Below are 18,826 nucleotides of genomic sequence, written 5' to 3'. Positions count from 1 at the left end.
GCACCGAACGAGGGGAGTCGGGTGGATGCGCGCACGCCACGGTCTGCAGGGCCTGCTGCGAGGGTTGCGCCGGATCGAGCCGGCTCCAGGTGAGATGCGACCACCGGTGGCGGATTCGGAGTTGCTGCTGCGGGTGTTGTGCCACGAGTTCCGTACGCCGATCAGCACCCTGACGTCGCTGACCCGCGCGCTGGCCGACGAGCAGCGAGAGCTCAGCGGCGCCGACCGGCGGGCGATCAGCGAGTTGGCCCGCGACCAGGCCGTCCACCTGCAGAGCCTGCTGCGCGACGCGACCGCCGGCACCGGCGCGCTGGCGCTGGCTCCACAGCCGGAGCCGGTTGTCCCGCTGGCGGGCATCCTGCGCGAGGCCGCCGCGCTGGTGCCGGCCGGTCGACGGCGTGCGCGGGCCACCCGGCGGGCGGGCGCCTGCCCGGTGCCGGCCGGACGGACCCGCCAGGTGCTGGTCAACCTGGTGGAGAACGCGCTGCGGCACGGGCCACCGGACGGGCAGGTGGGCCTGTACGCCACAGTGCGTGGGCCTGGCCTGAGCGTCCTGGTCACCGACGAGGGACGGGTCGACGACGCGTTGCTGTCCGCGGTGCGCCGCCCGGCGCCGGCGGTCGGGATGTCCGGGCTGGGGTTGTGGATCGTGCGGCAGCTCCTCGTGCCGGACGGGGGAGCGCTGCGGGTGCACCGACTGCGACCGCGCGGCGTGGCGCTGGAGCTGCTGCTGCCGACGGTTCACCCGCTGCGCTGACCCCAGCGGGACACGGGTTGGCCCGGTCGGGTCACCGAGGCGGGAACGCCACCCTCTACCAGTTCCCGTCATGAGGGGGTCAGATGTTCAGCCATGTGAAGGACCTGCAGTTCGAAGCCAAGCCGGACGGCCCGGATGCCGCGTTCGCCCGTCGCCTGCAGGAGGTGCTGGGCGGCAAGTGGGGTGAGATGACCGTCGCCAACCAGTACCTCTACCAGGGCTGGAACTGCCGGCTGCCCGGCAAGTACAAGGACCTGCTGCTCGACGTCGGCACCGAGGAGATGGGCCACGTCGAGATGATCGTCACGATGATCACCCGGCTGCTGGACAGCGCACCGCTGTCGTTGACCGAGGGGATCGCGGAGGATCCGGGGGGCGCGGCGACCTTCGCGGGGTCGAACCCGGCGCACTTCATCCACGGTGGCGGTGGCGCGTTGCCCGCCGACTCCAACGGGGTGCCCTGGAACGGCTCGTACATCACCGCCAGCGGCAACCTGCTGGCCGACTTCCAGCTCAACGTCACGGCGGAGGCGCAGGGTCGCCTCCAGGTCGCCCGGTTGTTCAACATGACCGACGACCCGGGCGTCAAGCAGATGCTGCGCTTCCTGTTGGCCCGCGACACGATGCACCAGAACATGTGGCTGGCGGCGATCGAGCAGCTCAAGGAGGACGGCCTGGAGGACATGCCGGTGCCGGAGGCGTTCCCGGACTCCGGCGATCTCAGCGAGGAGTACGGCTACACCTACCTGGGCTTCTCCTCGGGCACCGACTCCTCCGAGGGGCGCTGGGCGTCCGGGCCCTCGCCGGATGGCAAGGGCGAGTTCCGGTACGACGACGCCCCGCGGGCGAACGCCCCGGAGCCGGTGCTGCCGCCGGGGGACCCGCGGTTGTACGGCACCAGTCCGGGTGTGGCCGGCTCGGTCGTGAACACGGTCAAGAGCAAGCTCACCTGACGTGTCCGGTCGGGTCGCCCGCCGGTTTCGGGCGGCCCGACGGACCGGGCCGGAGAGTGGTCTGGGTCACAGAGCGGAACAAGGGGAACGCTTTGTTACTTGAGCCAGACACGCTCAACTCAACGCGATAGCAGGTGTTCGATGGCAACTCTTCCGGTACTTCCCCTGACCGACGCCGTGCTGCTGCCCGGCATGGTCATCCCGGTGACCCTCGACCCGACCACCCAGGCCGCGATCGACGCGGCCCGGGCGACCGGCGACCGCAAGCTGCTGGCCGTGCCGCGCATCGACGGCGAGTACGGCCCGGTCGGCGTGGTCGCCACCATCGAGAAGGTCGGCCGGCTGCCCGAGGGTGAGCCCGCCGCCGTCATCCGTGGCCTGTCCCGGGCCCGGATCGGCTCCGGCGTGCCCGGCCCCGGCGCCGCACTCTGGGTCGAGGCCTCCGAACTCGACGAACCCGCTCCCGCCGGCCGCGCCCGGGAACTCGCCCGCGAGTACCGCGCCCTGGTGACCTCCGTGCTCCAGCAGCGGGGTGCCTGGCAGGTCATCGACGCGGTGGAGCGGATGACCGACCTGTCCGAGCTGGCCGACTCGGCCGGCTACGCGCCCTGGCTGACCCTGGACCAGAAGACCGAACTGCTCACCGCGCCGGACGTGACCGCCCGGCTGGAGCTGCTGGTCGGCTGGGTGAAGGACTACCTGGCCGAGCAGGAGGTCACCGAGCAGATCAACAGTGACGTCCGCGAGGGGCTGGAGAAGTCCCAGCGGGAGTTCCTGCTGCGCCAGCAGCTCGCCGCGATCCGTAAGGAGCTGGGTGAGGACGAGCCGGACGGCTCGGCCGACTACCGCTCCCGGGTCGAGTCCGCCGAGCTGCCGGAGAAGGTCCGCGAGGCGGCCATGCGCGAGGTCGGCAAGCTGGAGCGGGCCAGCGACGCCTCCCCGGAGGCGGGCTGGATCCGCACCTGGCTGGACACCGTGCTCGAAATGCCGTGGGGCACGCGTACCGAGGACAACACCGACCTGGCTGCCGCCCGGGCGGTGCTCGACGCCGACCACGCCGGCCTGGCCGATGTGAAGGACCGCATCCTGGAGTACCTGGCCGTGCGCAACCGTCGCGCCGAGCGCAACCTCGGCGTGGTCGGCGGTCGCGGCTCCGGCGCGGTGCTCGCCCTCGCCGGCCCTCCCGGGGTCGGCAAGACCAGCCTCGGTGAGTCCGTGGCGCGCGCGCTCGGGCGTAACTTCGTCCGGGTGTCGCTCGGTGGCGTCCGCGACGAGGCGGAGATCCGCGGTCACCGGCGCACCTACGTCGGCGCGCTGCCCGGTCGGATCGTCCGCGCGCTGCGCGAGGCCGGCTCGATGAACCCGGTCGTGCTCCTCGACGAGGTGGACAAGCTGGCCGCCGGCTACGCCGGTGACCCGGCCGCCGCCCTGCTGGAGGTGCTCGACCCGGCGCAGAACCACACCTTCCGGGATCACTACCTGGAGGTCGACCTCGACCTGTCCGACGTGCTGTTCCTGGCCACCGCGAACGTGGTGGAGTCCATCCCCGGCCCGCTGCTGGACCGGATGGAACTGGTCACTCTGGACGGCTACACCGAGGACGAGAAGGTCGCCATCGCCCGTGACCACCTGCTGCCCCGGCAGCGGGAGCGGGCCGGGCTGACCGCCGACGAGGTGGAGATCGCCGACGAGGCGTTGGCGCTGATCGCGGGGGAGTACACCCGGGAGGCCGGTGTCCGGCAGCTCGAACGTGGCCTCGCCAAGATCCTGCGCAAGGTGGCGGTGACACTGGCGACCGACCCGTCGCCGGTACGCGTCGACACCGACAACCTCACCCGTTACCTGGGGCGACCGAAGTTCACCCCGGAGTCGGCCGAGCGCACCGCCGTGCCCGGCGTGGCAACCGGCCTCGCCGTCACCGGCGCCGGTGGGGACGTGCTCTTCATCGAGGCGACCAGCATGGAGGGCGAGCCGGGGCTGACCCTGACCGGCCAGCTCGGCGACGTGATGAAGGAGTCGGCGCACATCGCCCTGTCGTACCTGCGCTCCAACGGGCGCCGGTTCGGCATCGACCCGAACGTCCTCGCCGGACGCCGGATCCACGTCCACTTCCCGGCGGGCGCGGTGCCCAAGGACGGCCCGAGCGCCGGCATCACCATGGTGACGGCCCTGGCCTCGCTGGTCACCGGCCGCCCGGTCCGCCCCGAGTTCGGGATGACCGGCGAGGTGACACTGTCCGGTCGGGTGCTGCCGATCGGCGGGGTGAAGCAGAAACTGCTCGCCGCGCACCGGGCCGGCCTCACTGAGGTGATCATCCCGGCGCGCAACGAGCCCGACCTGGACGACCTGCCGACCGAGGTGCGCGAGGCGCTGACCGTGCACACCCTGGCCGACGTGGCCGACGTGCTCGCCCTGGCGTTGCGCCCGGCCGACGTCAAGACGCTGGACGGTCCGGCGCTCTTCGCGGCCTGACGCTCCGAACACAAGGACCCCCGCCGTCTGTGAAGACGGCGGGGGTCCTCTGCGTACGCGAGGAGAGGTCTACTGTCTCGCTTGAATCCTCAACTACCTCTTCTTCGCCGCGAGGCGTCCCCCTGGAGGAACCCCCGTGAACGTGGTGCTCTGGATCATCCAGATCCTGCTCGCCGTCGTCTTCGCCGGCGCCGGCTTCGCCAAGCTGACCCAGCCCAAGGACAAGCTGCGCGAGATGATGCGGTGGGTGGACCCGGTCCCGCCGACCCAGGTCAAGGCGCTCGGCGCCGTCGAGCTGCTGGCCGCCCTCGGGCTGGTGCTGCCCCCACTCACCGGCATCGCCACCGTGCTCACCCCGCTCGCCGCCACCGGGCTGGTCATCGTCATGATCGGCGGCGTCCTCGTGCACCTGCGCGACAGGAAGAAGCAGGACACGGCGGAGCAACGTCGTACGGAGCTGCAAGGCGCGATCACCTGCGCGGTGCTGCTCGTGCTCGCCGCCGTGGTGGCGTGGGGCCGGTTCGGGCCGTACTCCTTCTGATTCGCAGCGCCGGCGACCGTCGTACCTCGGCGGTCGCCGGCGGCGTGCTCGGGCCGGCGGTCGCCGGCGGCGTGCTCAGCGCTCGTCGCCCCCGCGGTCGCGGCGCACTGTGGCCTTGCGGCCCTTGATCGTGCTCTGGCGCAACCCGGAGATCACCTCGTCGGCCACCCCCTGCGGCACCTCCACCAGCGAGAACCGGTCGGCGATCTCGATCGAGCCGATGTCCCGACCACGGATCCCGGTTTCCCCGGTGATCGCGCCGACCAGGTCCTGCGGGCGCACCCCGGCGCGCCGGCCCAGGCCGACGAAGACCTGGACGGTGTTGCCGCCGCCGGAGCGCGGCCGGCCCCCGCCCCGACGGTCGCCGCCCCGGCCGCCGGTCTCCGGTCGACCCTCGCGGGGACCGCGGACCGGGACCTGCGGGATCTCCTCCTCGTCGTCGGAGCCCGGCGACGTCACCTCGTGGGCCAGCTTCACGGCGGCGAGGGCGACCTCCATCAGGTCGAACTCGTCGGTCAGCGTCTCCACGATGACCCGGAACGGGTCGAGGTCGTCCTCCAGCAGGCTCTCCCGCAGCGCCGCCTGGGTCAGCTCCAACCGGCGGGTCCGCATGTCGGCCACTGTGGGGATCTTGTCGATGGTGATCCGCTGGCCGGTCACCCGCTCGATGGTCTTGAGCATCCGGTGCTCACGCGGCTCGGCGAGGGTGATCGCCACGCCCTCGCGGCCGGCCCGACCCACCCGGCCGATCCGGTGCACGTACGACTCCGGGGCGGACGGCACGTCGTAGTTGACGACGTGGGACAGCTGCTCGATGTCCAGCCCACGGGCCGCCACGTCGGTGGCCACCAGCAGGTCGGCGGTGCCCGCCCGCAGCCGGCCCATCACCCGGTCGCGCTGCTCCTGGCTCATGCCGCCGTGCAGCGCCTCGGAGCGGTAGCCCCGGCCGTTCATCGTCTCGGTCAGCCGGTCGACCTCTTCCCGGCTGCGGCAGAACACGATCGCCGCGGTGGGCGACTCCACGTCCAGCACCCGGCCCAACGCGGCCGGCTTGTGGGCCCGGGTCACGATGTACGCGCTCTGCCGCACCCGCGGCGCCTCGCCCGCGACCGTCGGCTCCCGGCCGATCTCGATCCGGACCGGTTCGCGCAGGTGCTGCCGGGCCATCCCGTCGATGCGCGACGGCATGGTGGCCGAGAAGAGCACAGTCTGACGCTCGGCCGGAGCGTGCTCCAGGATCGCCTCGATGTCCTCGGCGAAGCCCATGTCGAGCATCTCGTCGGCCTCGTCGAGCACCACCGTGGCGAGCCCGCCCAGGCGCAACGTGCCCCGGGCGATGTGGTCGAGGGCCCGCCCGGGGGTGGCCACCACCACGTCGACACCGCTGTCCAGTGCCCGCAGCTGCCGCCCGATCGGCTGCCCACCGTAGATCGGCAGCACCCGGGCACCCAGGTCCTTGCCGTAGCGGTGGAACGCCTCGGAGACCTGCACCGCCAGCTCACGGGTCGGCACCAACACCAGCGCCACCGGGTCACCGCCCTGGCGGTGCGCCGTCATGAGGTTCAGCAGCGGGAGCGCGAACGCCGCCGTCTTGCCGGTGCCGGTGGCCGCCTGGCCCAGCAGGTCCCGACCCTCCAGCAGTGGTGGGATCGCCTCCCGCTGGATCGGGGTCGGCTCCTCGTAGCCGAGGGCGGACAGCGCGCCCAGCAGCTCGGGACGCAGCCCGAGCTCGGTGAAGGCGTACACCTCTTCGGCGCCGGCGGGGGCGGCGTCAATCGGTGCGTCGATCGGTGCGTCGTGCTGTGCAGGTGCGGAACTCATGTGCCAAGCCTTTCATTACGCCGTCCAAGCCGCTGCGCCGACCGCCACAAGAGCGCGATCGGCGCCCCGGGACACCCCCACAGGATCCGCGCAGCAACGCTGAAACTGCTGCCTCCGCGACGCCTGAGGCAGCAGTTTCACCGTTGTTGCGTGGATCCTGCCCGTTCGGCCCGGCGGGCGGAGCCGTCAGACGGCGCCGGTCAGGATCGCCAGGATCATGGTGCCCGCCAGTGTCGTGTCGAACACGCCGCACCACTCGGCGTACCCGCGCGGCACCACCCGGCCGGTGCGGTGGTGGGCCAGGTCCCAACCGGCGTGCGCCAGCCAACCGAGCGCCACCAGCCACGCGGCCGTCTGACCCCCGACCGCGACCGCGACCAGCGTCAGCGCGACCCAGACGACCAGGCCGACCAGTTGGGTGGCAAGCACGCCCGGCCCGCGCAGGGTGCGTCGGACCACGCCGATCAGCAGGTACCCACCGGGCAGCACCAGCATCGTCCACGGGTTGAGCACCCTCGGCTCGACCCACATGTCCACCGTCATCAGCAGCGCCAGCCCGGTCGGCCAGCGGTGGGCCAGCGCCGTCACGGCCGGGTGCCGGCGTACCGACACCGGCGTCTCGTGCCGATGGCGCACCGCCACCAGCACCATCGCCGGCACCATCAGCAGGTGACCGCCGAGCATCAGGGCGTCGCCATCCAGCCGGCCGGCCCAGAACGGTACGAGCACCAACAGGAACGGCACGTACATCGCCGCGGCCATCTCGACGACCCCACGCCAGTGGTGCGCCCGGTAGCGCATCCACACCGTCATCCCGACCGTCATGTTCGTGGCCATCACCAGCGCGGCGACGTCCGGCCGGTCCAGCGTCCCGGTGATCCCGAGCGGGGCGCCGGCCGCGTCCCACAGGGGCCCGAGCAGCAGCATCCCGACGACCATCGCCAGCGCCATCTCGGCGAGATGCCACCACAGCCGCCGCGTGCCGGTGCCGGGCGCTGCCGGCATCGGCGCAGGCGACGGTACGACCATGCTGTCCGCGTACACCCGTGTGTTTTCCATGCCGTTGACACTGCCGGTGTCCTGGCGCGGTGGGCAGGCTCGTCCGTCACCGGAATCCCGTGCGGATCGCACGGTCCAACCGTGACATCTCGCACGGGTGGACCGGGCGCCGGGCGGTCCTAGGATCGGTGCGTGGCGAGCGAGGCGGTGACCCCCCGGGCGGACCGTCGGCTGCACCGGGCCCGGCGGGCGACGCTGCTGTCGCTGGCCACCGGCGTGTGGGCGACTGTCCTGCTGCCCACGGCCGGCCTGACCCGGGAGCCGTCCCCCGGCCGCGTCGCGCTCGGCGCGGTCGGGATCCTCCTCTTCGCGGCCACCCAGACCGCTGTGCTGTACGCGGCGGTGACCCCCTGGCTCGCGCAACGGTGGCGACGTCGCGCCCAGCTCGGCCTGGTCGTCGTGGCGGCGCTGACCGTGCCGTTGGTGGCCCCGGTCGCGGCCGGGACCTGGCCGACCTGGGCGTGGATCGGGGCCTCCCTGGTCGGGATGGCCCCCTTGCTGGTCCGCCTCCCGGGCGCGCTGGCGGTCACCGCCGGCGCCCTGTTCGTGTCGGCGGCGGTGGCCTGGTGGACCGGCGGGTCCGTGGGGCGGTCCCTGGCCGTGACCGGTGGCATCGGGGTGGGCGTGGCCGCGGTCAACTGGTTCCAGGTCTGGTTCTGGGACCTGCTGGTGGAGGCTCGGCAGGGTCAGGCCGCCCAGGCCCGGCTGGCCGCCGCCGAGGAGCGGCTGCGCTTCGCCCGTGACGTGCACGACCTGCTGGGGCACAGTCTCACCGTGATCGCGCTGAAGGCCGAACTCGCCGCGCGGCTCGCACCGGTCGACCCGGAGCGGGCCGGGCGGGAGGCCGCCGAGGTGCAACGGCTGGCCGCGTCCGCGCTCACCGAGGTCCGCGAGAGCGTGCACGGCTACCGGGCCGTCGACCTCGGCGAGCAACTGACCGCGGTGGCAGACGTGCTGCGCTCCTGCGGGGTGCGCTGCACGGTGCCACCACACGTCGACCTGCCTCAGCCGGCCGCCACCGAACTGGCGGCGGTGCTGCGCGAGGCGGGCACCAACGTGCTGCGGCACAGCCGGGCCGAGTGGTGCCGGATCCACATCGACCGGGACGAGAACGGGGCCAGGATGACCATCGCCAACGACGGTGCCGACGACAGCGGCCCGGACGAGCACAGCCACGGCCTGCGCGGCCTGGCCGACCGGCTGGCCGCGGTCGGGGGAGAGCTGCGGGTCCGCCGGGAGGACAGGGTGTTCACCCTGGAGGCGACAGTGCCGGTGCCGTCGTGATCCGTGTCCTGCTCGCCGACGACGAGGACCTGATCCGGGTCGCGGTCGCCGCGCTGCTCGGCCTCGAACCGGACATCGACGTGGTGGCCCAGGCCGCCGACGGACCCACGGCGGTCACCGCGACGCTCGCGCACCACCCGGACGTGGCGGTGGTGGACCTGGAGATGCCCGGCCTGGACGGCATCGCGGTGGCCGCCGAGCTGGCCCGCGTCCGTCCTGAGTGCGCGGTGGTCGTGCTGACCGGGCACGGCCGCCCGGGGCACCTGCGTCAGGCACTGACCGCCGGGGCGCGCGGTTTCGTGCCCAAGGGCTCGCCCGGTGGCGCGCTCGCCGACGTGATCCGCCGGGTGCACGCCGGCGGACGGTACGTCGACCCGTCGCTGGCCGCCGACGCGTTGACCCTGCCGGCCTGCCCGCTGACGCCGCGGGAGCTGGAGACGCTACGGCTGGCGGAGGTCGGCGCGCCGGTCGCGGTAATCGCCCGCCGGGTGCACCTGTCCCCGGCACCGTCCGCAACCACCTCTCCGCCGCCGTACAGAAACTAGGCGCGACCGACCGGGCCGAAGCCGTCCGCACCGCCCGAAACAACGGCTGGCTATAACCGAGCCCCCCACCCCACCCCCTCACCCGCCCCGTCGATCATGAAGTTAGCGTCGCGACACGCCGGCATCGACGCCGCTAACTTCATGATCGACGCGGGGGGTGGCTGCGCGGAGCGCACTGCCGTGGGGGATCAGACGGTCGGGCGGAGCAGTCCCGCTAGCGTGTCGGGGTGCGTACCGTCGAACTGGTCTGCTCGCCTGGGTTGGATGCCGAGGTCCGGGCGGTCTGGGACCGGTTGGCGGCTGCCGGGTTGCCGAGCCTGGCCCGCAACACCCACCCGACCAACCGGCCGCACCTGACCCTCGCCGCCGTCGACGAGTTTCCGCCCGGAATCGAGGGCCGCCTCGCCGAGCTGTTCGACGCCGCGCTCCCGATGCCGGTCACGCTCGACCGCGTTGTCGTCCTCGACGGCAGCGCCCCGCTGGTCTGGCTCGTGCAACCCACGTCGGCGCTGACCGCGCTGCACGCCGCCGTCTGGGACGTTCTCGCCGAGGCCGACGGGCACCGGCCGTGGCACGCTCCGGGGGCGTGGGTGCCACACCTGAGCCTGGCCCTGCGCTTTCGCAACGCGGACCTGCGGTTGGCCCGTGCCGTCGCCGGTGGGCAGCGCCCGACCGGGGACTTCGACGCCGCCCGCAGCTACGACGGCACGGACCGGACGCTGACACCGCTGACCACGCCCTAGGCCCGTCGCGGCGTGTCAGGGGCCTTCAGTTGCTGCCCCCGCCGCCACCGCCGTCGCCGCCCCCTCCGTCGCTCCCGCCACTGAACTCGCCTCCGCCACTGCCGCCTGCACCGCCGGCGTAGCCGTGACGGCCGTCGTTGAAGGGCAGATCACCGCGGATGCCTCGCGGCTTGGGCCGCTTGCCCGGCCCCGCGAGGTGTTGCAGGCAGACGCGGTCGGAGACCGGGAAACATTCGCCACGGCCTCCGCAGTCGGCCAGGTAGCGGTTGCCATTCTGGACGCGCACCTCCTGGTCCACCCGGAACAGCAGGGGAAGGCCGGTCGGACCACAATCCTCGTCCCGGCGGCCGTGGTTCAGCGTGGCGAGCAGGGCGCTGCGATCGGTGTTGGTCATGCCTCCGCCTGTCGCGGGCCTGGGCTGGTGCGGCAGAGGGCGCCCGAACGCGGCGTCGCAGAAGGCGGCGTAGTCCTGCGTATGCCGGGTCAGTTCCTGCCACAGATCGTCCACGACCACCGACGGCACCGACAGCTTCGCGCTGCCCTGGCGGGCGATGATCCGGAACCACTGCCGGGTCGCGGTTTCGACGAGGGCGATGTCGTCGTCGCTGAGATGGGGGTGCCGGTTTCGTAGCTGCTGCCGCCCGCTGGCAGGGAACTGCAGGTCGGTCACGGCGCGGAGTCGGTGAGGGGTGCGGTTGCTTCTGAACGTTGTCCAGTTCATGCGGCTGCTTCCATCCGCCCGGGTGCGGGCGCTAGGGCCTCGACTTGCCGAAGTGGCGCCGCGGCTCCTTCAGGGTAGGGCAGCCGGCAAGTGCGTCACCAGACACGACGTTGACCGGGTCGAAGGGCCCCCTGCACGTCGGCAGGGGGCCCGCCGCTCTAGCGGTAGAAGCGCAGGTAGTCGAACTCGGCGGTGACCGCCGGTTCGGCGCCGCCGTGCGCCACCAGGCCGATCCGGGGAGTGGTGTCGGCCGGGAACGTCCACACCGCACCCCACGTCCAGGTACGCCCGTCCCGGCTGGAACCGGCCCGGAACTCGTGCTCCCCGGTGGCCGGGTCGACGTGGTGCGCCAGTCGTAACCAGGTGGTGGTGGCCGGGGTGCCGACGATGCTGCCGCCGTAGACCGGCTGGCCGGCGAAGGGCAGCTCGTAGCCGTACTCGACCTGCCGGGTGTTCCAGATCGCCACCTGGGTCAGCCGGGCGAACCGGTCGTCGTCCACGTAGGCGACCAGGCCCGCCTGCTGGTAGTTGCGGACGGACTCCTCACCCAGGTCCACCGTCACCTTCGTCTCGACGACGTAGTCGCCGCGCGGCGCGTCGCGCAGCAGCACGCCGGCGGTGTTGCCGGTGCCGGTCAGGTCGGCCGACTGCACCGGCCAGCGCAGCGCGCCGTCGGCGGCGGTGACCGCCGGGTCCTCGCGGACCCACCGCCAGTCGCCGTCGAGCCCATCGGTGAACTCGTCGGAGTACGCCCGCAGCGGCGCCCCGACGTGGGGCTCGGGCACCGCCCGCTTCGCCGGCTGGAACAGTCGGGCCACGCTGACGTTGTCGAACTCGGCCGGACCACCGGCGGCGGCCAGCCCAGGGCGCCCCGCGACCGGGCGGTCCAGCCGCAGCGACACCACGGCGACCTGGTCACCGAGGCGGGCCGGGCTCAGCTCGGCGACGAGTTGCTGTCCGCGTACCTCGATGGCCAGGTTGTGCGGGTCGGCCAGGTCGAGCCCGACGGGCAGCGGCGTGGTCGCGCGGCGGCGGCCGTCGCTGGCGACGAGCCGGCCACCGGCGGCGTCGACGCGGACCTCGACCCGGTCACCGAGGGTGATCCCGGCGCTGACCGCGCCGGTGAGCCGCAGGTCGGCCTCCGCCCGCACGTCACCGCCCACAGTGGTACGACTGGTCAGCGCGCCGCTGCCGACGAGCCGGCCGTCGGTGACCCGCCACCGGCCCGTGACACGTCGCCAGCCGGCCAGCCCGGTGTTGTCGAACCGGTCGTCGACCCGGCCGGTGGTCACCGGTGCGGGTCGGGCGCCCTCGGACGGTCCGGCGCCGGCGTTCACGGTCGGCCAACCGTCGATCCAGTCGAGGCGGTCGAGCAGCATCGGGCGTTCGTTGATGCCGAACGGCTCGTCGAGGTACGGGTCGGCGCGATCGATCGCGTGGTAGACGATCCAGTCCTGGCCGGACAGGTCGGTGAGGAAGCCGTTGTGCCCGGTGCCGATCCACCGGTTGCCGTTCTGGGTCAGCACCGGCGTGCCACCCGCCCGGGACGCGGTCAGCGCGACGCCGTCGCGGTCGGTGAACGGGCCGCGCGGGCTGCGTGCGCGTCCCACCTGGACGGAGTAGCCGGTGGCCGGGCCGGCGCAGCAGTTGGCCGTGGAGGCGAACAGGTAGTACCAGCCGTCGTGGCGCAGCACGTAGCTGCCCTCGAACTTGTTGTCGATCGCCACCTGCGTCGGCGTGCCCACGGCGGTCAGCCCGTCCGCGCTGAGTTCGGTGACCGAGATGCCGCCGTAGTAGCTGCCGTAGTAGAGGTAGCCCCGGCCGTCGATGTCGGTGAACTGGCTGGGGTCGATGGTCCACAGATAGCCGCCGCCCCCGCCGGGGCGGGGTGCCACCACGGGTTGCGCGGCGAAGGTCCACGGGCCGGTCGGGGTGGGCGCGGTGGCCGCGCCGATGGCGTAGTCGCTGCCCTCGGCGGAGACGGTGGTGTCGGTGACCGTCACGTACATGACCCACTGATCGCCGACGCGGCGCACGTCAGGTGCCCAGAAGGCCGCACCGGGCGCCGCGTACGGTGGCCGCTGCTCCGGGCCGAACGCGTCCCCGACGTAGGTCCAGTCGACCAGGTTGGCCGAGCGGGCGGTGGGCACCCGGTGGAATTCGTGCTCGCCCTCGCGCAGCGGGTCGGTGGTGCCGTAGGCGTACCAGAAGCCGTCGTCGCCGCGCACGATGACCGGGTCGGCGAACGTGTCGCCCACCCCGACCGAGATCGGATTGTCGTAGCGGGACGGACCGCCGGAGCCGGCGGCGGGTGGGGGCGCCAACGTGGCCAGGATCAGACCGAGCGCGGCGGCGAGCGCGCCGCCGCGGCGAAGGTGTCGCATGTGGACCTGCCTCGGGGGAGTGGGCGTGGGGTCGTGCCCTCGTTTCTACAACGATGGATACAACGTTGTAAAGAGATCGACGCCTGCGGTCTCGCGTACCCGCGTGCCGCACCCGGCCGCTCACCGCGCCGATGGCCGGGGCGATGATGGGGCCATGAGTGGTGGCACCGAGGGCCGGGGAATGGCCGAACTCGCCGCGCTGCTGGCCGACGGCACCCGGGCCGGCATCTGCCTCGCGCTGCTCGACGGCCGGGCGTGGACCGCCGGGGAGTTGGCCCGCCGCGCCGGGGTCGCCCCGTCGACGGCCAGCGACCACCTCACCCGGCTGGTCCGGGGCGGGCTGCTGGTCGAGGAACGGCAGGGTCGGCACCGCTACCTGCGGCTGGCCGGGCCGTCGGTGGCCCAGCTGATCGAGGACCTGGCCGGGCACGCGCCGACCCCACCCGCACCGGTCGGGTCGCTGCGGGCCGCCACCGCGAGCGCGGCTCTGGCGTACGCCCGGACCTGCTACGACCACCTGGCCGGGCGCCTCGGTGTGCTGATGTACGACGCCCTGCTGGCCGACGGACGGCTGGACCGGTCCAGCGGGTTGGCGCTGACCGCCGACGGGTGGGCGTGGGCGGCCGACCTGGGCGTACCCGTGCAGGTGCTGCGCACCGCCCGCCGCCCGGTGGTCCGCGACTGCCTCGACTGGACCGAACGCCGCTCGCACCTGGCCGGGGCGCTCGGGGCGGCACTGTGCCGCCGCTTCACCGACCTGGGCTGGATCACCCAGGGCGCCGGCCGCGCGATCCGTCTCACCCCGATCGGTCGCGTCGCCCTGGCCGAGACCCTGCAGGTCCCGGACGACACCCTCACCCCCACGTCGCCCCCGACACCCACCAGCGGCCGAGCCTGACCCACCGCCCACCCCGCCAGCGGCCGCCCTCGCGGGGCGCGCGGCGCGGTGCGGGCTTGACTGTTCGGTGGGGAGCGAAGGGTTCGGGTTCTACGGTCGGGCCGTGACTGACAGCTGGCCTGACATCGCTCCCGCTCCCGGAACGCCGGACTGCGGCCCGCCATCGTTCGAACCGGAGCGCGGTTGGTGGGTGACACGGCACGTCGATGTGCGGGCGGCGCTCACCGACCCGGCCTTCCGGGTGCCGGCCGTCGAGAGCGGCCCGCCCGGCACGCTCGCCTGGCTGCGCGCCTCGGTCAGCCGGTTCAGCCCACCGCAGCAGCACGCCGAGCGCCGGGCGGTCGTGGTGAGCGCGCTGACCGAGCTGGACCCGGACGAGCTGCGGCACGAGGCGGCCCGGCTGACCGTCGCTGTCCTGGACCGGGCCGGCGACCGCCTCGACGTGACGCGTGACGTGGCCCGGCCGGTGCCGCTGCGGGTGCTGGCCGGTCGGCTCGGCCTCGCCGATCCGGCAGCCGCCGGGACGGCGGTCGCTGTCGTCGCTGCCGCGTACCACCCGGGGGTTGATCCTGCGTTGGCCCGGCGGGCCGACCAGGCGGTCGCGACGTTGCTGGCGCTCGCGCCGCCGGCCCCGCCGGAGGTGCGGGCGAACCTGATCGGTCTGCTGGTCCAGGCGTGCGACGCGACGGCCGGTCTGATCGGTGCCGCCGCCCACCACCTGCTGCCACCGCTCGGCGGCCTGCCAGGCGGTGTGCCCGGGCCGGCGGAGACCGGCGCGATGCTGGCCGAGGTGCTGCGGCTCGACCCGCCGGTGCGGGCGACCCGGCGCGTCACCACCGCCGGGGTACGCCTGGGTGGGCGGGACCTGCCGGCGGGCAGCCCGGTGCTGCTGCGCTTCGACGCCGCCAACCGTGACCCGCTGGTGTTCTGCGAGCCGGCGGCGTTCCGGCCCGGTCGGCCCGGTGCGGGTCTGCTGACCTTCGGGGCGGGGGAGCGCGGCTGCCCCGGCGACCGGCACGCCCTGGCCCTGGCCACCGGGGTGTTCGACGTGCTGCGCGCACGCTGCCGGCGTCTCCGAGCCGACCTGCGCCACGAGCCGCACCCGACCCTGCGTGTCCCGACGAACCTGGAGGTGAGCGTCCGATGACCGACCGCCCTGCCGACTTCCGCGCCCTGCACCACACCGGCCGACCCCTGCTGCTGCCGAACGCCTGGGACCACGCCTCGGCGGCGGCGCTCGCCGCGCGCGGCCACCCGGCGATCGGCACCACCAGCCTCGGGGTCGCCGCGGCGGCGGGCCGACCCGACGGCACCGCTGCCACCGCGCAGGAGACCCTGGCCCTGGCCCGCCGGCTGGCCAACCTGCCGGTGCTGCTCAGCGTCGACATCGAGGCCGGGTTCAGCGATGATCCGGCGGCGGTCGCCGGGTACGTGGCGGAGCTGGCCGGGCTCGGCGTGGTCGGCATCAACCTGGAGGACGGACGTGCCGACGGCACCCTCACCGAGCCGGACTGCATCGCCGCCAAGGTCGCGGCGGTGAAGGCGGCGGTGCCGGACCTGTTCGTCAACGCCCGGACCGACACCTGGTGGCTGGGGGTGGACGACCCGCTGCCGCAGACTCTCGCCCGGGCCCACGCCTACCGGGCCGCCGGCGCCGACGGGATCTTCGTGCCCGGCATCGTCGACCCGGCCACGCTGCGCGTGCTCACCGGGCGGATCGACGCCCCGGTGAACGCGCTGTACCAGCCGGGCGGACCAGGACTGGACGAACTGGCCGCCGCGGGGGTTGCCCGGGTCAGCACCGGCTCCCTGCTGTTCCGGGTGGCGCTGGCCGCCGCGCTCGCCGCCGCCGACCAGGTACGCGCCGGCGGGCTCGCGACGACGGAAGGGCTGCCGTCGTACGCCGAGGTGCAGGGCCTGGTGCCGCCGAGAGCCGGTGTCCAACCGGACGGTCGGCTCCCTTAGGAGTAGATAGGAGGATTGTTCGGTCCACTCCGGTCTCGGCAATTACGGTGTGTTACAGGGCGAACCACCCAGTGTCGTGACCGGAGAAGGGACCCCGTCATGCGTGTGCCCAGCCGTAGCCCGGGACAGCAACCCGGTTCGCCCGTGTCGCCCACCGCGCCGGCACGCCGCCGGCCCCCCGGCGCGACTCCCCGCCGCGTTCCCACTCCCGAGCCGGACCTCGCCGCCTACCGGACAGCCGTCGCCGAGCTTCTGGTCGAGGTGGGCGCGCTGGCCGACGCGTCGAGCACCCGGGCTCGACAGGTGCTCATCGACGAACGACTGCGCGAGCCGGCGCTCGCCGACGTCCTCGACGCCACCCCGCAGGGGCTGATCGGCGCCCGCGAGACGCTGCTGCTGGAGATGGCCCGCTACCAGCCGAACGACCGCACCTCGGCGCGTGACCTCACCGCGCTGGTCCGGATCTACCTGCTCTCCCGCATCGACGTGCTGTGGTGGCAGGACGCCCCGACGTTCCTCACCGACGACCAGGTCAACGGCAGCGCCGAACTGGTCGACCTGGAGTGGCTGCGCCGCCGCGACCTGCTGGGCTTCCGCTACCAGGAGCAGCCCGCCACCATGCTGGGCCGGGCCGCGCGCGGGCTGCGTCGGCGGCTGCGACCGGACCTCACCCCGCGTACGGCGGGGCTGCTGTTCCGTCGGGCACGACGCGAGGTGGTGGCGCTGCTCAACGACATCGCCCGCGAGTTCGCCGCCGCCGCGCCGCCGGCCACCCCGCCGCTGTGGGTGACCAGCCTGGTCCGCAGCGCCGAGCACCAGTACCGGCTGCGCCGCCTGGGGTACGCCGCGATGCTGCCCAGCGGGCACTGCCTCGGCTACTCCGTCGACGTCGAGCTGGCCTGGTTCGAGCGCTTCGGCGCGCGGGACACCCTCGCGGAGGTGCTGCTGAACAGGCAGCGGGCCGGGGAGCTGAACGTGATCGACGAGGGGCAGGCCTGGCACCTGTGCCTCGCGCCCACCGCCCGGCGCCGCCTGCGCCGGGCCTACGAGGCCGAGATGGGGGTCTGACCCCGGTGTGCGGCATCGCGTTGAGCATCGGCCCCGAGGCCGACCCGGCGACGTTCCGGCGGATGCTCGCCGTGCTGGCCCCCCGCGGTGAGGTCACCGAGACCCGGTCCGAGAACGGCCTGCTCGCCGGCACCCGCCGGCTTCGTGTCGTCGACCGGGACCGGGCGGTGCAGCCGTGGACCTCGACCGACGAGCGCTGGCTGCTCTGCTTCAACGGCGAGATCTTCAACTACCGGGAGCTGCGCGCCCAACTGACCCGCCTCGGGCAGGCCTTCCGCACCGAGAGCGACACCGAGGTGCTGCTCGCCGCGTTCCAGCAGTGGGGCGAGGCGGCGGTGACCCGGTTGCGCGGCGAGTACGCCTTCGCGGTCGTCGAGCGGGCCACCGGCCGGACGTACCTGGCCCGCGACCCCATCGGGGTCAAGCCGCTGTACTGGTCCCGCCGGCCCGGCTGCCTGCACCTCGCCTCCGAGGTCAAAGCACTCGTCGGGCACGGTGCCCCGATCGCCGAGGTGCCGCCCGGGCACCACGGTTGGGCCGAGGCGGACGGGCACGTGCGGCTGACCCCGTACGTCGACCTGCTCACCATCGGTGACGGCCTGCCGATCATCGACGACCCGGACGAGGCCGCCCTGCTCGTCCGTGCCGCGCTGAGCGACTCGATCCGGATGCGGGTGGAAACCGACCTGACCGTCGGGGTGGTGCTCTCCGGTGGGCTGGACAGCTCGCTGACCCTGCGGCAGGTGCGCGACATCCACCCGGACTGCGTGGCGGTCACCGTCGGCGCTGCGGACAGCCCCGACGTGGCGTACGCCCGGCGGCTCGCCGCCGACCTCGACGTGCCGCACGTGGTGGTCGAGCTGCGTCCGCGCGACATCCGGCTCGCCGACGTCCGCGAGGCGATCCGGATCTCCGAGCTGACCGAGTACGGCGACATCATCAACGCGGTCGTGTCGGTGCCGATCTTCCGACGGCTCCGTGACCTGGGCATCAAGGTGGTGCTCACCGGCGACGGCTCCGACGAGCTGTTCGGCGGCTACCGGATGTATCACCAGGTCGGCCCGGCCGCGGCCCGCCGACTGTTCCTGCACCGCATCCGCAATCTGTGCCGTACGGAGTTGCAGCGCGTCGACCGGGCGGCCATGGGGCACGGGGTGGAGGCGAGGTTGCCGTTCCTCGACCTCAGTGTGGTGGAGCTGGCGATGCGGCTGCCGCTGGATCTGAAGCTGCGCCACGGGCAGGAGAAGTGGATCGTCCGGCGGGCGTTCGCCGACGTGCTGCCCGACTACATCCTGCGCCGCCCGAAGAACCCGATGTCGTACTCGTCGGGGTTGCACGAGCGGGTGCGGCTGTACAAGCCGCTCTTCGCCCGGCTGCACCGCTCGTTCGGCTACGACCTGCAGGAGCCGGTCCGCCGGGACTTCGACAGTGTCCTGAGCCGCTGCGGCAACGACCTGGACCGGGCCATCGCCGACGGGCTGACCCGGCCCGACTACACGGTCCTGGAGCATGCCCGCGACCTGGTCGGCGCGGCCAAGTGGAACGCCGCGCCGATGGTCCGTCGGCTGGTCGGCCCGCGCCCGGCCCGCCGCTGAACCGCCCCGCGGGCCACGCT

At 73.5% G+C, this 18,826-nt stretch carries 15 protein-coding genes and 1 pseudogene; 12 read left to right on the top strand and 4 right to left on the bottom strand.

What is annotated here, in order from left to right; genetic code table 11:
• Positions 1–25: 25 nt before the first annotated feature.
• The 4 genes from GA0070619_RS13060 (at position 26) to GA0070619_RS13045 (ending at position 4,723) form a co-directional block, all read left to right on the top strand.
• Positions 26–757: a sensor histidine kinase gene (locus GA0070619_RS13060; protein ID WP_088948307.1), complete on the top strand. Its 732-nt coding sequence runs from the start codon at positions 26–28 to the stop codon at positions 755–757.
• An 83-nt stretch (positions 758–840) separates the two neighbouring features.
• Positions 841–1,710: a manganese catalase gene (locus tag GA0070619_RS13055; protein WP_088948306.1), complete on the top strand. Its 870-nt coding sequence runs from the start codon at positions 841–843 to the stop codon at positions 1,708–1,710.
• A 141-nt stretch (positions 1,711–1,851) separates the two neighbouring features.
• The gene (lon, locus tag GA0070619_RS13050) at positions 1,852–4,182 is read left to right on the top strand and encodes an endopeptidase La (RefSeq protein WP_088948305.1); all 2,331 of its coding nucleotides are present in this window, start codon (positions 1,852–1,854) and stop codon (positions 4,180–4,182) included.
• A 136-nt stretch (positions 4,183–4,318) separates the two neighbouring features.
• Entirely contained in the window at positions 4,319–4,723 is a 405-nt protein-coding gene (locus GA0070619_RS13045) for a DoxX family protein (RefSeq protein ID WP_088948304.1), read from the top strand.
• Positions 4,724–4,798: 75 nt separating this feature from the next.
• Here GA0070619_RS13045 and GA0070619_RS13040 read toward each other — a convergent pair whose 3' ends face one another.
• Positions 4,799–6,544 carry a DEAD/DEAH box helicase gene (locus GA0070619_RS13040; protein WP_088948303.1) on the bottom strand — a complete coding sequence of 582 codons (1,746 nt, stop codon included), beginning with the start codon at positions 6,542–6,544 and terminating at the stop codon, positions 4,799–4,801.
• A 186-nt stretch (positions 6,545–6,730) separates the two neighbouring features.
• Positions 6,731–7,603 (bottom strand): hypothetical protein, encoded by an 873-nt coding sequence (locus GA0070619_RS13035; RefSeq protein WP_231927400.1) that lies wholly within the window; start codon positions 7,601–7,603, stop codon positions 6,731–6,733.
• Positions 7,604–7,735: 132 nt separating this feature from the next.
• Between GA0070619_RS13035 and GA0070619_RS13030 the strand changes: the two genes are divergently transcribed.
• From GA0070619_RS13030 to GA0070619_RS13020, 3 genes and pseudogenes are all read left to right on the top strand, one after another.
• Positions 7,736–8,887 (top strand): histidine kinase, encoded by a 1,152-nt coding sequence (locus tag GA0070619_RS13030; protein WP_088948302.1) that lies wholly within the window; start codon positions 7,736–7,738, stop codon positions 8,885–8,887.
• Positions 8,884–9,488, top strand: a pseudogene (locus tag GA0070619_RS13025) (response regulator transcription factor). The gene GA0070619_RS13030 and the pseudogene GA0070619_RS13025 overlap by 4 nt, the downstream one beginning before the upstream one ends.
• Before the next feature lie 171 nt (positions 9,489–9,659).
• Entirely contained in the window at positions 9,660–10,175 is a 516-nt protein-coding gene (locus tag GA0070619_RS13020; RefSeq protein ID WP_088948301.1) for a 2'-5' RNA ligase family protein, read from the top strand.
• Between the two features lie 25 nt (positions 10,176–10,200).
• On the opposite strand, the gene GA0070619_RS13015 is transcribed toward GA0070619_RS13020, so the two are convergent.
• Entirely contained in the window at positions 10,201–10,845 is a 645-nt protein-coding gene (locus GA0070619_RS13015; RefSeq protein ID WP_088948300.1) for a glycine-rich domain-containing protein, read from the bottom strand.
• Between the two features lie 209 nt (positions 10,846–11,054).
• Complete coding sequence (locus tag GA0070619_RS13010) at positions 11,055–13,280, bottom strand: family 43 glycosylhydrolase (RefSeq protein WP_088948299.1); 2,226 nt, start codon at positions 13,278–13,280, stop codon at positions 11,055–11,057.
• Positions 13,281–13,434: 154 nt separating this feature from the next.
• Between GA0070619_RS13010 and GA0070619_RS13005 the strand changes: the two genes are divergently transcribed.
• The 5 genes from GA0070619_RS13005 (at position 13,435) to GA0070619_RS12985 (ending at position 18,806) form a co-directional block, all read left to right on the top strand.
• Positions 13,435–14,178, top strand: a complete 744-nt coding sequence (locus GA0070619_RS13005; RefSeq protein WP_088948298.1) for an ArsR/SmtB family transcription factor — start codon at positions 13,435–13,437, stop codon at positions 14,176–14,178.
• 103 nt (positions 14,179–14,281) lie between these two features.
• Positions 14,282–15,325: a cytochrome P450 gene (locus tag GA0070619_RS13000; RefSeq protein ID WP_231927399.1), complete on the top strand. Its 1,044-nt coding sequence runs from the start codon at positions 14,282–14,284 to the stop codon at positions 15,323–15,325.
• Positions 15,322–16,143, top strand: a complete 822-nt coding sequence (locus GA0070619_RS12995; protein WP_088948296.1) for an isocitrate lyase/PEP mutase family protein — start codon at positions 15,322–15,324, stop codon at positions 16,141–16,143. The genes GA0070619_RS13000 and GA0070619_RS12995 overlap by 4 nt, the downstream gene beginning before the upstream one ends.
• A 99-nt stretch (positions 16,144–16,242) precedes the next feature.
• A complete protein-coding gene (locus GA0070619_RS12990) occupies positions 16,243–17,211 on the top strand; it encodes a DUF5715 family protein (protein WP_088948295.1) in 969 nt (322 codons plus the stop codon).
• A gap of 5 nt (positions 17,212–17,216) precedes the next feature.
• A complete protein-coding gene (locus tag GA0070619_RS12985) occupies positions 17,217–18,806 on the top strand; it encodes an asparagine synthetase B family protein (protein ID WP_088948294.1) in 1,590 nt (529 codons plus the stop codon).
• The last annotated feature ends 20 nt before the right edge of the window (positions 18,807–18,826 follow it).

The sequence above is a fragment of the Micromonospora zamorensis genome, assembly GCF_900090275.1.
Classification (GTDB): Bacteria; Actinomycetota; Actinomycetes; order Mycobacteriales; family Micromonosporaceae; genus Micromonospora; species Micromonospora zamorensis.
This window is presented reverse-complemented; position numbering and strand designations above follow the sequence as displayed.

What these genes read in the sequence shown, in the direction of transcription:
- GA0070619_RS13060 (WP_088948307.1), top strand. Translation starts at nt 26, where the DNA reads ATGCGCGCACGCCACGGTCTGCAGGGCCTGCTGCGAGGGTTGCGCCGG.
- GA0070619_RS13055 (WP_088948306.1), top strand. Translation starts at nt 841, where the DNA reads ATGTTCAGCCATGTGAAGGACCTGCAGTTCGAAGCCAAGCCGGACGGC.
- lon (WP_088948305.1), top strand. Translation starts at nt 1,852, where the DNA reads ATGGCAACTCTTCCGGTACTTCCCCTGACCGACGCCGTGCTGCTGCCC.
- GA0070619_RS13040 (WP_088948303.1), bottom strand. Translation starts at nt 6,544, where the DNA reads ATGAGTTCCGCACCTGCACAGCACGACGCACCGATCGACGCACCGATT.
- GA0070619_RS13035 (WP_231927400.1), bottom strand. Translation starts at nt 7,603, where the DNA reads ATGGAAAACACACGGGTGTACGCGGACAGCATGGTCGTACCGTCGCCT.
- GA0070619_RS13010 (WP_088948299.1), bottom strand. Translation starts at nt 13,280, where the DNA reads ATGCGACACCTTCGCCGCGGCGGCGCGCTCGCCGCCGCGCTCGGTCTG.
- GA0070619_RS13005 (WP_088948298.1), top strand. Translation starts at nt 13,435, where the DNA reads ATGAGTGGTGGCACCGAGGGCCGGGGAATGGCCGAACTCGCCGCGCTG.
- GA0070619_RS12995 (WP_088948296.1), top strand. Translation starts at nt 15,322, where the DNA reads ATGACCGACCGCCCTGCCGACTTCCGCGCCCTGCACCACACCGGCCGA.
- GA0070619_RS12990 (WP_088948295.1), top strand. Translation starts at nt 16,243, where the DNA reads ATGCGTGTGCCCAGCCGTAGCCCGGGACAGCAACCCGGTTCGCCCGTG.